The organism is Sphingomonas sp. CFBP 13603, assembly GCF_014892665.1.
GTDB lineage: Bacteria > Pseudomonadota > Alphaproteobacteria > Sphingomonadales > Sphingomonadaceae > Sphingomonas.
This window is the reverse complement of record NZ_JADBIA010000015.1, coordinates 37,081-51,809: the sequence shown is the minus strand read 5'-3', so window position 1 is coordinate 51,809 and position 14,729 is coordinate 37,081. Positions and strand designations below refer to the sequence as shown.

The window sequence follows — 14,729 nt, the reverse complement described above, 5'->3', positions numbered from 1 at the left end:
AGGGCGATACAAGCTATAAGCCTATATTCCTCGTCATTCCCGCGGAGGCGGGAACCCATACCGGCTAGCCTCGCAGCATGATCACAGACCTCCGAGGATATGGATCCCCGCCTTCGCGGGGATGACGGTGGGGTATTCGAACGCTGGACCCCGGAACAAGGCTCTCCTGAGCGTAGCCGAAGGACCCGGGGTGACGGGGGTGCTCGCGGCATCGTTTCGGACCGGATCGTACCGATCCCACCGCCAACCAATTGATGGACGGTTCATCCTCACCATATACACTGTAGATTATGCCCCCATGCAGGCACCCACCGGAGCGTTCATGACCCAGTACCCCGTCCTTCCCCTTCGCGACATCGTCGTGTTCCCGCACATGATCGTGCCGCTGTTCGTCGGCCGCGATAAGTCCGTTGCCGCGCTCGAGGCGGCGATGGCGGCGGACAAGGAGATCTATCTCGTCGCGCAGGTCGATCCCGCAGAGGACGATCCCTCGCGTGACGACCTGTATTCGATGGGCGTCACCGCGACCGTGCTCCAGCTGCTGAAGCTGCCCGACGGCACCGTCCGCGTGCTCGTCGAGGGCAAGGGCCGCGCGACTCTGGAAACGCTCGACGAAAGCGGCGACTTCCTCACCGCCACGGTCGAACCGGTCGCCGATGCCGAGGTCGAAGGACCGGAGCTCATCGCGCTGATGCGCTCGGTGGTCGACCAGTTCGAGAACTACGCCAAGCTCAACCGCAAGCTCTCGTCGGAAACGTCGGTGCAGTTGTCGGAGATCGAGGACGCGTCGAAGCTCTCCGACGCGGTGATCGCCAACGTCCAGATCAAGGTCGCCGAGAAGCAGGCGATCCTGCTCGAGACCAACCCGTCGAAGCGTCTCGAAATGGCGTTCGCGGCGATGGAGGGCGAGCTGGGCGTCCTTCAGGTCGAGAAGAAGATCAAGAGCCGCGTCAAGCGCCAGATGGAGAAGACGCAGCGCGAATATTACCTCAACGAGCAGTTGAAGGCGATCCAGCGCGAGCTCGGCAACGAGGACGGCGAGGGCGAAGGTGACGAGATCGCCGAGTTGACGCAGAAGATCGCGACGCTCAAGATGAGTAAGGAAGCACGCGGCAAGGCGACGTCTGAGTTGAAGAAGCTCAAGACGATGGCGCCGATGAGCGCCGAGGCGACCGTCGTGCGCAACTATCTCGACGTCCTGCTCGGGCTCCCCTGGGGCAAGAAGTCGAAGATCAAGAAGGACATCGCCGCCGCGCAGGTGACGCTGGACGAGGATCATTACGCGCTCGAGAAGGTCAAGGACCGGATCGTCGAGTATCTCGCGGTGCAGGCGCGCACCAACAAGCTGAAGGGGCCGATCCTGTGCCTCGTCGGCCCTCCTGGTGTCGGCAAGACCTCGCTCGGCAAGTCGATCGCCAAGGCGACCGGGCGCGAGTTCATCCGCCAGTCGCTCGGCGGCGTGCGTGACGAAGCCGAGATCCGCGGCCATCGTCGCACGTATATCGGCTCGCTGCCGGGCAAGATCGTCACCAACCTGAAGAAGGCCGGCACGTCGAACCCGCTGTTCCTGCTCGACGAGATCGACAAGCTCGGCCAGGATTTCCGCGGCGACCCCGCCTCGGCGCTGCTCGAGGTTCTCGACCCGGAGCAGAACGGCAAGTTCCAGGATCATTATCTGGAGGTCGATATCGACCTGTCGGACGTGATGTTCGTGTGCACGGCCAACTCGCTGAACCTGCCGCAGGCGCTGCTCGATCGCATGGAGATCATCCGTCTGGAGGGGTATACCGAGGACGAGAAGGTCGAGATCGCCGAGCGTCATCTGGTCGAAAAGCAGATCGAGGCGCACGGCCTGAAGCCGGGCGAGTTCACGCTGACGCAAGAGGGGCTTCGCACGCTCATCCAGCAGTACACGCGTGAGGCCGGCGTGCGTACGCTCGAGCGCGAGATCGCAAAGCTGTGCCGCAAGGCGCTGCGCCAGATTCTCGAGAACAAGACGACCAGCGTTACGATCACGCCCGAGAACATCGGCGAATATGCCGGGGTGCAGAAGTATCGCCACGGGCTCGGCGAAACCGAGAACCAGATCGGTGCGGTTACCGGGCTGGCCTGGACCGAGGTCGGCGGCGAGCTGCTGACGATCGAGAGCGTGACGGTCGCGGGCAAGGGCCAAGCCAAGCTCACCGGTAAGCTCGGCGACGTGATGAAGGAGTCGATCGAGACCGCGTTCAGCTTCGTCAAGGCACGCGCGCCGAGCTACGGGATCAAGCCGAGCCTGTTCGCGCGGAAGGATATCCACATCCATCTGCCCGAGGGTGCGGTGCCGAAGGATGGTCCGTCGGCGGGTATCGGCATGGTCACGTCGATCGTCTCGACGCTGACCGGCGTGCCGATCCGGCGCGAGGTGGCGATGACCGGCGAGGTGACGCTGCGTGGTCGCGTACTGCCTATCGGTGGCCTCAAGGAGAAGTTGTTGGCTGCTCTGCGTGGCGGGATCGAGACGGTGCTCATCCCCGCGGAGAACGAGAAGGACCTCGCGGAGATCCCGGCGAACATCAAGGCGGGGCTCAAGATCATCCCCGTTTCGCACGTCGACGAGGTGCTTCGTCTGGCGCTGACCGAACCGCTCGAAGCGATCGAGTGGACCGATGCGGACGAGTTGGCGGCACTGCCACCGGCACCGATCGCGCCGGTCGGGGGTGGCCTTCACCACTGATCCATGTTTGGATCGTAAGCGATGACGCGGCGGTTTCGTTTGACAGCAGACGGGGCCGCCGCATTATTGCGCGCTGACTGCGGCCGTGATTCTATCGCGGCCGACTTGAGACTTTCCGGGGGACTATATGAACAAGCAGGAACTGATCGCGACGGTTGCCGACACGTCCGGGCTGGTGAAGGCCGACGCGGTCAAGGCCGTCGAGGCGGTGTTCGACGCGATCGAGGCATCGTTGAAGAAGGGCGACGAGGTTCGCCTGGTCGGTTTCGGCACGTTCTCGATCTCGAAGCGCAAGGCGTCGACCGGTCGCAATCCCCGGACCGGCGAGCCGATGACGATCAAGGCCTCGACCCAGCCGAAGTTCAAGGCCGGCAAGGGCCTGAAGGACGCGGTCAACTAGGACCGGTGTTGATAGGGCTGGACAGGTGGACGGGGTCTGCCTAAAGGCCCGCTTCCGAACGAGTTTCGGGCGCGTAGCTCAGTGGTAGAGCACACCCTTCACACGGGTGGGGTCGCTGGTTCAATCCCAGCCGCGCCCACCAGATTTACGCCGGTTCCTTCGCACGAAGGGGCCGGCGTTGCTGTTTCTGGGGTCCGTCGGGGTAGTGTAATCTCGCGGCGGGCTTCGTCCCCAAAGTTCCGTCATCCTGACGAAAGTCAGGATCCAGGGTAATTAAGCGGCATCCTCCTTAGCACTGGATCCTGACTTTCGTCAGGATGACGGGGTGTTTTTCGTGGCGCGGCGTGCGGCAGAGATCAGTCGTCCGCGCAACATGACAGCTTCTTCATTAGGCTGGTTCGTTCGATCGAACTAAATGCCCCCCGTGGTCCAGTCACGACTCCTAGACATCGCGATCAGCGAATTCGGTAGCAAGGGGCTGGAGGGAGCAAGCACGCGCGCGATCGCTGCGGCGGCGGGCACGGCAATGTCGTCGATCACCTATCATTACGGCGGTAAGGACGGGCTGTACCTCGCCGCGGCGGATCGGATCGCCGAGCGCATGTCCGCGATGATGACCGAGCCGTTCGACGTACCCGCCGGGGTCGTCGAGGACGCCGCCGCAGCCCGCACCCGTATCCACCGGATATTCGCGCGGCTCGCGGACAAGATGGCGAGCGACGAGAACGCCGACTGGACACTGTTCATCCTGCGCGAGCAGATGAAACCCGGCGCGGCGTTCGAGCGGATCTATGGCGGCGTGATGGGGCAGATGATCGAGACGCTTGCCGATCTCGTCGCCACCGCGACCGGCTGTACCAGCGCGCGCGTCGCGCGGATCACGACGATCACGTTGATGGGGCAGGTCCTCGCGCTGCGATCGAGCCGCGCGACCTTCCTCAAACTGCTCGGGCGCGATGCGCTCGGGGCCGACGACATCCACGATATCAAGGCGCGGATCGACGCCAATATCGACGCCATCCTCGATTCGATGCGTGCTGAAGAACAGGGCCAGGCATGACCGACCAGACGAACCACTCCGACACCGACCACGACGAGGATCGCAAGGACGATCCGAACGGCGAGGACCAACAGCCCGATACCGAACAGCAGGACGATTCTGAGGACGAGGCCGACAAGAAGCCGTCGGTCTTTAAGAAGCCGCTGTTCTGGATCATCCTCGTCATCGTCGTCGGCGGGTTGATCATCGGCGGGGTGCTCTACTGGCTCCATGCGCGGCAGTTCGAGTCGACCGACGACGCGTTCGTCGATACGCACATCGTCCGCCTCGCACCGCAGGTCGCGGGGACGCTGGTCCAGGTCGCCGATATCGACAATCGCCACGTCGAAGCGGGCCGCCTGCTTGCGGTCATCAAGGCATCCGGCCGCGATGCGCAGGTCGCCGAGGCGCAGGCAAACGAATCGCAGGCCCGCGCACAGTTCGCGCAGGCACAGGCGCAGGTCACCGCCGCCGAAGCGCAACGCCAGCAGGCCGCCGCCCAAGCACGCGTCCCAATGGCGGCTGCGGTGAAGGCTCAGCAGGATCTCGCGCGTTACGAGGCGTTGCTGCGGCTGGATCCGAGCGCGGTCGCCGGCCAACAGCTCGATCAGGCGCGCGCGACCGCTCGCCAGACCGCCGCCGATGCCGCCGCCGCGCGCGAGCAGATCGACACCGCCACCGCGCAGATCAGCGTCGCCAGGAAGCAGGTCGGCGCAGCGAAGTCGGTGATCGACGCCCGCCGCGCGCAGGTCGACCAGGCGAACGTCACGATCGGCGATCTCCGCCTGACCGCGCCGGTCGCAGGCCAGGTCGTCAACCGCTCGGTCAACGTCGGTTCGTACGTCGCGCCCGGCACGCAGCTGATGGCGATCATCCCCGACACAATGTGGGTCACGGCGAACTTCAAGGAAACGCAGCTTACCCTGATGCGTATCGGCCAGCCCGTCGACATCCATGTCGACGCGTATCCCGGCGTCGACTTCAAGGGTCATGTCGATTCGATCCAGCGCGGCGCCGGCCAGGCGTTCGCGCTGCTGCCCCCGCAGAACGCGACCGGGAACTATGTGAAGGTGGTCCAGCGCGTGCCGGTGCGGATCGTGTTCGACGCGAAGAACGGCCCCGATCCGAAGCGCTACCCGATCGGCCCCGGCATGTCGGTGGTGCCGACCGTCAAGGTCCGCTGAGGTGGCGAAAGCTCCTGCGAAAGTCGATGCGGGAGGCGGTCACACGTGGTCGCCGAGCCGGTCGGCGGCGGGCAAGTACAGCCCGTGGCTGATCGTCGCGATCATCTCGATCCCGACCTTCATGGAGGTGCTCGACACCTCGATCGCCAACGTCGCGCTCGATCATATCTCGGGCGGGCTGTCGATCACCACCGATCAGGCGACGTGGGTGCTGACCAGCTACCTCGTCGCCAACGCGATCGTCATCCCGATCTCGGGCTGGCTGTCGGACGCGATTGGGCGGAAGCGGTATTTCCTGCTGTCGATCGCGCTGTTCACGCTCGCATCGCTGCTCTGCGGCCTCGCGCCGAACATCGGTACGCTGGTCGTCGCACGCGTGTTGCAAGGCATCGGCGGTGGCGGATTGGCGCCGGTCGAACAGTCGATCCTCGCCGACACCTTCCCGCCCAAGCAACGCGGGATGGCGTTCGCCGCCTTCGCGATCGTCGTCGTCGTCGGCCCCGTGCTCGGGCCGACGCTCGGCGGCTATATCGTCGAATATTCGAGCTGGCACTGGGTGTTCCTGATCAACGTCCCCGTCGGCATCGCCGCGTGGTTCCTGGTCGAGACGTTCGTCGACGAGCCGCCGCAGGTGAAGAAGGACCGCGACGAGCGGTTCAAGAACGGCCTGACGATCGACTATGTCGGCGTCGCACTGGTGGCGCTTGGGCTCGGCTTCCTCGAACTCACCTTCGATCGCGGCGAGCGTGAGGACTGGTTCGCGAGCGGGTTCATCGTCATGTCGGCGATCATCGCCGCGGTGTCGCTGGTCACGCTCGTCGTCTGGGAGCTGAATCACAAGGACCCGGTGATCGACCTCAAGCTGATGAAGAACCGCAACTTCGCGCTGACGATCGGCGTGATGGGTGTCACCGGGATGATCCTGTTCGGCACCACGCAGCTCATCCCCCAGATGCTGCAACAGGTGCTCGGCTACAGTTCGCTCGATGCCGGCCTCGCGCTGACCGCCGGCGGTCTGGCGACGCTCGTCATGGTGCCGTTCGCGGGGCGGTTGAGTGGGCTGGTCGACGTGCGCTTCCTGCTGTTCCCGGCGTTGCTGGTGCAGGCGTTCGCGCTGTGGAACATGAGCCACCTGACAGCCGACATCGCGTTCTCCGACGCGGCGTTCGCGCGGCTGTTCCAGGCGATGGCGCTGCCGTTCCTGTTCGTGCCGATCAACGCGATCGCCTATGTCGGGCTCAAGCAGACGCAGACCGCGCAGGCATCGAGCCTGCTCAACGTCTCGCGCAATCTCGGCGGCACGATCGGCATCTGTTTTGCGCAGACTCAGCTTGCGGGCGGGTTGCAGCGGCACCAGTCGGAACTGACTCAGACGCTCAACCCGCTCGATCCGAACTATAACGACTGGATGCAGAAGGCGACGAGCGTGTTCGGCGGGCAGGGCGATGCGACGACGCCTTTGGCGGTTCTCTACAGCCAGATGCAGCGGCAGGCGACGATGCTCGCGTTTCTCGACGTGTTCCGCGCGATGATGGTGGTCGTGCTGTGCGTCGCGCCACTGGTTCTATTCATGCGCTCCGGCAAGACCGGCGGCGCGCCCTCGGGAGGGATGCATTGATGCGTGCGCGGTTCATGGTGGTTGCGGTTGCGGCCCTGCTCGCGGGGTGCACCGTCGGCCCGAATTACGTCGCTCCCGAGATGGCAGTGCCGCCGGCGTTCGTCGGTCCGCAAGCAAGCGTTGGTACTTCGGTCGATCCGGCACGCTGGTGGTCGGCGTTCGGCGATCCGCAGCTGGACGGGCTGGTCGAGCGCGCGCTGAAGGGCAATCCCGACATCGCCATCGCCGCCTCGCGCGTGCGCCAGGCACGGTTGCAGGAGATCGTCGCACGCTCGCAAGGGTTGCCGAGCGTGAACGCCAGCGCCAGTCCGAGCCACATCGAGTTCAGCAAGAACGCCGGCCTCTCGTCGATCGCGCGCGCGTTCAGCGGCGGCACGGGGGCAGGCGGCACCGGCTCGACCGGCGGCATCGCACTGCCCGGCAGCGGGATCACGACCTATTCCGTCGGCTTCGACGCCAGCTGGGAACTCGACCTGTTCGGCGGTATCCGTCGCAGCACCGAAGGTGCGCGGGCTCGGACCGAAGCAGCAGTCTGGTCGAAACGCGACGCCGCGGTGACGCTCGCCGGCGAAGTCGCCCAAGCGTATTTCGCGCTGCGGCTCGACCAGGCGCAGATCGCGACGATCGAGGGCGAGATCGTCCGCCAGCGTCGTGCGCTGGAGATCGCGGGCAACACCGCTAAGGTTGGCCTCGTTCCCCCGATCGACGTGACGCGTCAGCGCGCCTCGATCACCTCGACCGAGGCGCGCGCCGAACCGGTCCGTGCCGATGTCGATGTTCGCATGCACGCGTTGGCGATCCTGCTCGGCGAGCCGCCGGCGACGCTGATGGCGGAGCTCGCGGCGCCTTCGGCCGCGCCACTCGGGGTGCCGACGATCCCGGCCGGGTTGCCGTCAGAGTTGTTGCGGCGCCGCCCGGACGTGCGGGCCGCCGAACGCGATCTCGCGGCCTCGACGGCGGATATCGGCGTGGCGGTGGCGGATATGTATCCGAAGTTCAGCCTCACCGGCATGGGCCAGCTGATCTCGACCGCGCTCGGCAATCTGTTCTCGGGTGACAGCCTCCAGCTGACCGCGTCCGGTGCGGCGCAGTTTCCGTTGCTCGACTGGGGCCGGCGCAAGGCGACCGTGAAGTCGCGCGAGGAGGACCGCCAGCAGGCGTATCTACGCTATCGCTCGACCGTGTTGCAGGCGTTGCGCGACGTCGAGGACCCGCTCGCGCAGATCGCGGCCGAGCGTCGCCGCAACGCAGCGTTGCAGCGCGCGGTGATCGATGCGCAGAGCAGCGCGAACGCAGCGGAGTCGCAGTACCGGACCGGCTTCGTGGCGCAGACGACGCTGCTGAATGCGGAGACGGACGTGCTGACGGCGCGCGAACAGCTGGTGTCCAGCGATGCGCAGTTGCGGCAACTGACGGTGGCGTTGTTCAAGGCGCTGGGGGGCGGTTGGGAGCAAGCGGAGTAAGGGCCGCTTCAACACTTCTGTTACGCACACTTAGTTGTTCTCCCGCGAAGGCGGGAGCCCAGTCTGGGCTCCCGCCTTCGCGGGAGAACATACTAGTTGCAGAACCGCACCTGTTCGGCGACCACCCCGGCGAAGGCCGGGGTCCAGTTGGGGGATGTCGCCAACGGTGGACTGCGCTCCGTTACCCCTACCTTGCCAACTGGGCCCCGGCCTTCGCCGGGGTGGCGGTTATCTCAAGCAGAGGGCGCTTTCAGCTAGCAGCAAGTAATTCACTAAACAGGGCGACGAGATACCGCCGCCCCGCGCCAAATCACTTCTTCTTGTTCTTCCGCGCCGCATACTTGGCGTCACGGATCGCCTTCTTCTCGGCATCGGTCAGCTCGACCTTAGCCTCGGCCTCGCGCTTCTTAGCAGCAGCAGCCTCAGCTTCAGCCTTCTTCGCGGCCTTGGCTTCGTCCTCGGCGGCACGCTTCGCGGCACGCTTCTCGCGCTCGGCGAGTTCCTTGGCTTCGCGCGCGGCGAGGCGCTCGGCTACGACCGCTTCGTCGATCGGCGGCTTGGCGCGCAGGGCTTCCAGCGCCTTCTGCTTGGCGGCGGCTGCGCTGCTCGTACGGTCCTGGAAGCTGGGGTCCTTGAAAGAGGCCATTGTCGTAGAATAATCCTGTAATATTGGTCTGACCGCCCGCACGCAGGAATGCGTGGGCAGTGACGCTGGCTGCGCCTTTAAATCATCGCGCGCCGGATCGGAAGAGATGTGTTCGATGGCGCGGTTTTCAAGGCGCGGGTCGGCAGCATAGCGATCGACAGTCATCGAACCGTCATATCATCGTCATGCAAACGTAACCGAAATCGCATCGCCGCGTCATCTGGCCAGCCTAACCGCCATGTCACGGTCGGCAGGGGGGAGCCTGGGTCGATCCGAACAAACAACGGTACGACTCGGGAGTCCTTCGCATGACCAGCTTTACTCGCCTCGGCACGATCCTGCTGACCGGCACGGCCTGCCTCGCACTCACCGCATGCGGCGGTGCCGACGACGTCGCTTCGCCGGGCGCAGGCACGGTGATCATCACCCCGCCGGCAACGCCGACCCCGACGCCGTCCACTCCGACGCCAACGCCGACTGCGATCACGGCGGCTCAGTTCGCATCGACCTCGGGCGCGCGCTCGGACGGCTCGATCACGATCAGCGCCGACGAGCAGCTTGCGATCGTCAACGCGGGCACGAACAACAACGTCAACGGCACGAACGTCCTGAATGGCGTCTACCCGATTGCTGCCACTTCGGCGACCACCGCGACCGACCCGTCGTCGATCAACCCGTTCTTCACCAGCACGAACTTCGTCGGCGCGCTGAACGGTCCGACCGACACGGCGTTCCAGGGCTGGACCTGCAACTCGTCGTCGGCACAGTTCGGCGGCACCACGACCGCGAGCTGCACGGCCGTCCCGAGCATCGGTGCTTACAGCGCTGCGACCTCGGTATGCCCGACGGGTACGATCGACGATGGTACGAACGAAACCAGTTCGGCGCCCGCAACGCGTCGCCTCTGCCGTCTGCCGACGCTCATCACCACCAGCCTGACGCTGCCGAAGATTGCCGGGGTCGTCTATCGCCTGCGTGGCCAGACCGAAGTCGGCACCGATGTCGGCACGACCGGTGCCGATACCGGCGTGACGCTGACGATCGCGCCTGGCGTCGTCGTCGCCGCGGATTCGACCGAAGTCACCGCCGACCTCCTGCTCGTCAACCGCGGGTCGAAGATCAGCGCCGTCGGTACGCGCGATGCGCCGATCATCTTCACGTCGCAGCAGAACCTGACCGCCAACGGCGTCAGCGATGCGACGCAGGGCCAGTGGGGCGGGATCATCCTGCTCGGCCGCGCACCCGTCGCGGTCTGCGCCACCGGTACCGGCCCGAACAACGCGGGCGGCACCAGCACGACCTGCCAGCTCGCGATCGAGGGCGTTACCGGGCGGTCCTATGGTGGCCCGACGCAGGCCGACAACAGCGGTACGATGCAGTACGTCCAGATCCGCTACAGCGGCATCGCGATCAGCGACGGCAACGAGCTGCAGGGCCTGACGCTCGGCGGCACCGGTTCGGGCACGACGATCGATCACGTCCAGAGCCACAACTCGGCCGATGACGGCATCGAGATCTTCGGCGGCACCACGAACATCAAGTATTTCGCGGTCACCGGCGCCGACGACGACGGCTACGACATCGACAACGGCTATCGCGGCTTCATGCAGTTCATCATCGCTGCGCAGAAGATCACCCCGGCGACCGCCGACTCGTTCTCGACCGAGATCGACTCGAACGGTGCAGAGGACCTGCTGCCACGTACCTTCGGTCAGTATTCGAACTTCACGTTCGTGCAGACCGCATTTGCACCGGCCGCGATCCGCCAGCGTGGTGGCTCGGACATGCGCTTCATCAACGGCATCGTGAAGACGCCGGCGACCGTCGCCTGCCTCAACCTCGTTGCGCAGGAAGCCAGCCAGGCCGACCGCTCGACGATCCGCGCGGCCGATGCTTCGAAGCAGGACCAGGGGCCGCCGATCTTCACGTCGGTCTACTTCAACTGCAACGGCCGGTAACGGTTCGCAGTCGTCCCCTTAGTCGGCTCCCCAGTCCGCTGGGGCGGTCGATGATGTGAGCAGCGATGCCGGGGTGGTTCGACGACCACCCCGGCATTTGCCCATAGACTCCTGATCTGGATATTCGGCCATGCAAACGCGCTTCGGCTATGCCACCTTACTTCTCCTGACCTCGCAGTTGGTCGCGCCCGCGGTGCTGGCCCAAACCGGCGGCGCCGCACCCGCTCCCGCCGCATCGCCACCCGCCTCGACCACGCCGACCGGGCCTACCTCGACGCCGGTGGATACCTCCGCGCCCCAGGCTGCCGGTGCAGAGTCTGCCGCAGCGCAAGCCGAAGTGTCGACGCCGGGCTATGATCCCAACGCCGGTGAGGACATCGTCGTCGTCGGTCGCAACATCCCGAATTTCGTACGCGCGACCCCGCAGGTCGTCTCGATCCTGTCGACCGAAGACATCGCGCGTACCGGCGAAGGCGACATCGCCGGCGCGCTGTCGCGCGTCACCGGTCTGAGCATCGTCGGCAACGGCTTCGTCTACGTCCGCGGTCTCGGCGATCGCTATTCGTCGTCGCTGCTCAACGGCTCGCCACTGCCGAGCCCCGAGCCGCTGCGCCGTTCGGTCCCGCTCGACATCTTCCCGACCACGATCGTCGGGTCGGCGCTGGTCCAGAAAACCTATTCGGTGAACTATCCCGGCGAATTCGGCGGCGGCGTGATCAACCTCACGACCAAGGCGATCCCGGACAAGAACTTCCTGTCGTTCGGCGGTTCGATCTCGGCCGACACCGCGACCACCAGCGAACTCGGCTACACCTATTATGGTGGCGATGCCGACTGGATCGGCTTCGACGACGGCACGCGGAAAGTGCCGAGCTTCATCAAGAACGCGCCGAAAGGCACCGGCAACATCTCGGCCGCGCAGGCGGCGACGCTCAGCAACGCCTCGACTTCGCTCCTCCAGCGCAACAACCAGCTTCCCGCCAATTTCTCGGGCGAGATCAGCGGCGGCTCGGTGTTCGACGTCGGTTCGGGCCGGCTCGGCGTGATCGCCTCGGTCAGCGCGAGCAACACCTTCCGCACGCGCAGCATCACGCAGCAGGATTCGGTCACCAACGAGGGTCTGCTCCGCAACGATTTCCAGACCCTGCTGACCGACAACCGGATCGTCGCCAACGCGCTGATCGGCCTCGGCTACGAGTTCGGCGAGAACAGCATCAAGCTGACAAACGTCTATATCCACGACACGCTGAAGCAGGCGCGTGGGTCGTCGGCGACCACCTACAACAACTCCAGCGGCCTGCGTTTCCAGCAGAATACCAACTGGTTCGAACGCCAGCTGTTCGAGAGCCAACTGGTCGGTGCGTTCAAGCCCGTCGACGCGCTGACGCTCGACGTCCGCGGCGCCTATGCCAATTCGAAGCGCAATGCGCCGTACGAGCGGCAGTTCGACTATCTCTGCTCGAACACCACCACGACTGGTCAGCCGATCACGGTGCAGGATCCGAACGGGACCGGCGGCGCGCAGTGCAACGGCGCGTATCAGGTGACGCAGCGCTTCTCGCCGTTCGCGTCGATCATCTTCAGCGAACTGAAGGAAGACCTCTACAGCGGGCAGGCGGATGCCGCGTACAAGCTGTCGACCGATCGGCCGATGACGCTGTCGACCGGCTATTTCTACTCGGATACGAAGCGTACGTCGTCCCGTCTCCAGTTCAACTACCAGACGCCGCGCGGTGGCGGCACCGCGCCGGGCTATCCGTACAATCTGCTGCGTCCGGATTACCTGCTGGCGATCGATACAAACGATCCGCTGAACTCGCTCGAATTGCAGTTCAACACCCCGCTCGGCGCGTATCAATATGATGCGTCGCTGCGGATCCATGCGGGCTACGTCCAGGCCGAGGCCGAGGCGAGCGACGGCGTTCGTGCGACGATCGGCGTGCGCTACGAAACGGCGGAAGAGCGTGTCACGCCGATCCTCTCCGCGACGACGCGTCTGAAGAACGATTATTTCCTGCCGGCCTCGACGCTGACCTGGAATTTCGCGCCGGACATGCAGCTTCGCGCCAGTGCGTCGAAGACGATCTCGCGCCCGCAGTTCCGCGAGCTCGCGCCGCAGCAGTTCCGCGATCCCGAATCGGATCGCCTGTTCTTCGGTAACCCGCTGTTGCAGGATACCAAGCTCTACAATCTCGACGCGCGTTACGAATGGTTCTTCGCGCGTGACCAGCGCTTTACGCTGGGGGCGTTCTACAAGCGGATCGACAAGCCGATCGAACAGGTCGGTTTCTACACCGGCGCGGACGATCGTCTCCAGACCGGCTTCACCAACCTGCCCAAGGCCAAGCTGTACGGCGGCGAGGTTGAGTTCCAGAAATACGTGCCGCTCGACACGCTCGGCAGCGATTTCTTCGCGACGCGGCGCCTACTGTTCATCGCCAACTACACCTATACGCAGTCGTCGATCACGGTCGACGGCAGCTGCGTCCCGAACGTGGTGGACCAGAGGACGGCGACCGGGGGCTGCCAGGTCGGCTTCGCACCCGCGACCGGCAATTTCCGCGACGGCGCGCCGCTCACGGGTCAGTCGGATCACCTGGTCAACGTCCAGCTCGGGCTCGAAGATACCAAGGCGCTGTCGCAGATCACGTTGCTCTTCAACTACGCCAGCGACCGCGTGACCAATCGTGGCCCGTCGAACCTCGGTGGCACGGGCTTCCTGCCCGACATCGTCGAAAAGCCCGGCATCCGTCTGGATCTCGTGGCTCGCCAGGGCGTCGAACTGCGCGGCGCCAAGTTCGAGGTGAAGGCCGAGGCCCGTAACCTCACCAAGACGCGCTTCACCGAGGGCCAGACGTTCGAGAACGGCAACAAGGTGTACATCAACCGGTATAATCTGGGTCAGGTGTTCACGCTCGGGATCAGCACGACGTTCTGAGGACCGGATCGAGAGCCGCAATCCTCCCCTTGGCGGGGGAGGATTGTACCTGGAGCGAAATGCCGCGGCTAACCCCAAGGCTTCTCCCGAAACCATTTGGTGATCACATACTTGACCCCCGACCGCACCTTCATCCCGTGATGCAGCGTCGCGGGGTTGAGGCTGCCATCCGCGCGCCGGTTGTTCCACGCCAGCAGCTTGCCCGTCTCCGGCTGGACGATCTTGTCGATCGCCTTGAACCGCGTCGCGCCGCCTGCTTCGGGCTGGTTGAGGTAGATCATCACGGTCCACGTCCGGTTGCCGGCAATCCCGCAGTAACGCTGATAGTCGACGCCGTTCGGCTCGAAATAATCGGTGTGTCCCTTGAACTCCTGCCCGACCGCATAGCGTTGCCCCTGCAACGGCTCCCCGTGGCGCGCGTCGAGCCCGGTCAGCGCGGCGATCCGGCGCTCGACCTCGATCACCGCGCGGTGCAGCGCCGACAGGTCGCCGGTCTCGCTCGTCCGATAGCTCGCATCGCCGTTCGAATCGGAGATCGTCGACGGGCGTCGCACCGCGTCGATCTGTTCGATCAACGTCGCACACAGGTCCGGCGGCAGGAAGTCGCGCCGCACGAACAGGTCGAGCTTGGGGCTCGGTACGCGCTGCACGCCGGGCACGGACAGCCGCGCGATGATCGCTTCGGGGGGGAGGCCGGAGCCGCTGGACGGGACAGGATCGGACATGAGCGTCTTCTGCCCATCGTCGACGCGAAGCGCTACCCCATC

At 65.1% G+C, this 14,729-nt stretch carries 10 protein-coding genes and 1 tRNA gene; 9 read left to right on the top strand and 2 right to left on the bottom strand.

What is annotated here, in order from left to right; genetic code table 11:
- Window positions 1-322: 322 nt before the first annotated feature.
- From lon to IFR23_RS18110, 7 genes are all read left to right on the top strand, one after another.
- Window positions 323-2,716: an endopeptidase La gene (lon, locus tag IFR23_RS18140; protein WP_107962240.1), complete on the top strand. Its 2,394-nt coding sequence runs from the start codon at window positions 323-325 to the stop codon at window positions 2,714-2,716.
- Window positions 2,717-2,843: 127 nt separating this feature from the next.
- A complete protein-coding gene (locus IFR23_RS18135; protein WP_056048186.1) occupies window positions 2,844-3,116 on the top strand; it encodes an HU family DNA-binding protein in 273 nt (90 codons plus the stop codon).
- A gap of 67 nt (window positions 3,117-3,183) precedes the next feature.
- A tRNA-Val gene (locus IFR23_RS18130) sits at window positions 3,184-3,258 on the top strand.
- Between the two features lie 282 nt (window positions 3,259-3,540).
- Window positions 3,541-4,176, top strand: a complete 636-nt coding sequence (locus IFR23_RS18125) for a CerR family C-terminal domain-containing protein (RefSeq protein ID WP_192977065.1) — start codon at window positions 3,541-3,543, stop codon at window positions 4,174-4,176.
- On the top strand, window positions 4,173-5,339 hold the full coding sequence (locus tag IFR23_RS18120; protein ID WP_192977064.1) for an HlyD family secretion protein: 1,167 nt from the start codon (window positions 4,173-4,175) through the stop codon (window positions 5,337-5,339). Before IFR23_RS18125 ends, IFR23_RS18120 begins: the two co-directional genes overlap by 4 nt.
- A 1-nt stretch (window position 5,340) precedes the next feature.
- Window positions 5,341-6,957, top strand: coding sequence for a DHA2 family efflux MFS transporter permease subunit (locus IFR23_RS18115; RefSeq protein WP_192977063.1), 1,617 nt, complete (start codon window positions 5,341-5,343; stop codon window positions 6,955-6,957).
- On the top strand, window positions 6,957-8,420 hold the full coding sequence (locus tag IFR23_RS18110; protein WP_192977062.1) for an efflux transporter outer membrane subunit: 1,464 nt from the start codon (window positions 6,957-6,959) through the stop codon (window positions 8,418-8,420). The genes IFR23_RS18115 and IFR23_RS18110 overlap by 1 nt, the downstream gene beginning before the upstream one ends.
- Window positions 8,421-8,730: 310 nt before the next feature.
- Here IFR23_RS18110 and IFR23_RS18105 read toward each other — a convergent pair whose 3' ends face one another.
- Window positions 8,731-9,231: a DUF6481 family protein gene (locus tag IFR23_RS18105; RefSeq protein WP_342345005.1), complete on the bottom strand. Its 501-nt coding sequence runs from the start codon at window positions 9,229-9,231 to the stop codon at window positions 8,731-8,733.
- Between the two features lie 143 nt (window positions 9,232-9,374).
- Here IFR23_RS18105 and IFR23_RS18100 point away from each other — a divergent pair, with 143 nt between their 5' ends.
- A complete protein-coding gene (locus tag IFR23_RS18100; protein WP_192977061.1) occupies window positions 9,375-11,024 on the top strand; it encodes a hypothetical protein in 1,650 nt (549 codons plus the stop codon).
- 130 nt (window positions 11,025-11,154) lie between these two features.
- Window positions 11,155-13,962: a TonB-dependent receptor domain-containing protein gene (locus tag IFR23_RS18095; protein ID WP_192977060.1), complete on the top strand. Its 2,808-nt coding sequence runs from the start codon at window positions 11,155-11,157 to the stop codon at window positions 13,960-13,962.
- A gap of 68 nt (window positions 13,963-14,030) precedes the next feature.
- Here IFR23_RS18095 and IFR23_RS18090 read toward each other — a convergent pair whose 3' ends face one another.
- Window positions 14,031-14,687 (bottom strand): prolyl hydroxylase family protein, encoded by a 657-nt coding sequence (locus IFR23_RS18090; protein WP_192977059.1) that lies wholly within the window; start codon window positions 14,685-14,687, stop codon window positions 14,031-14,033.
- Window positions 14,688-14,729: the final 42 nt, after the last annotated feature.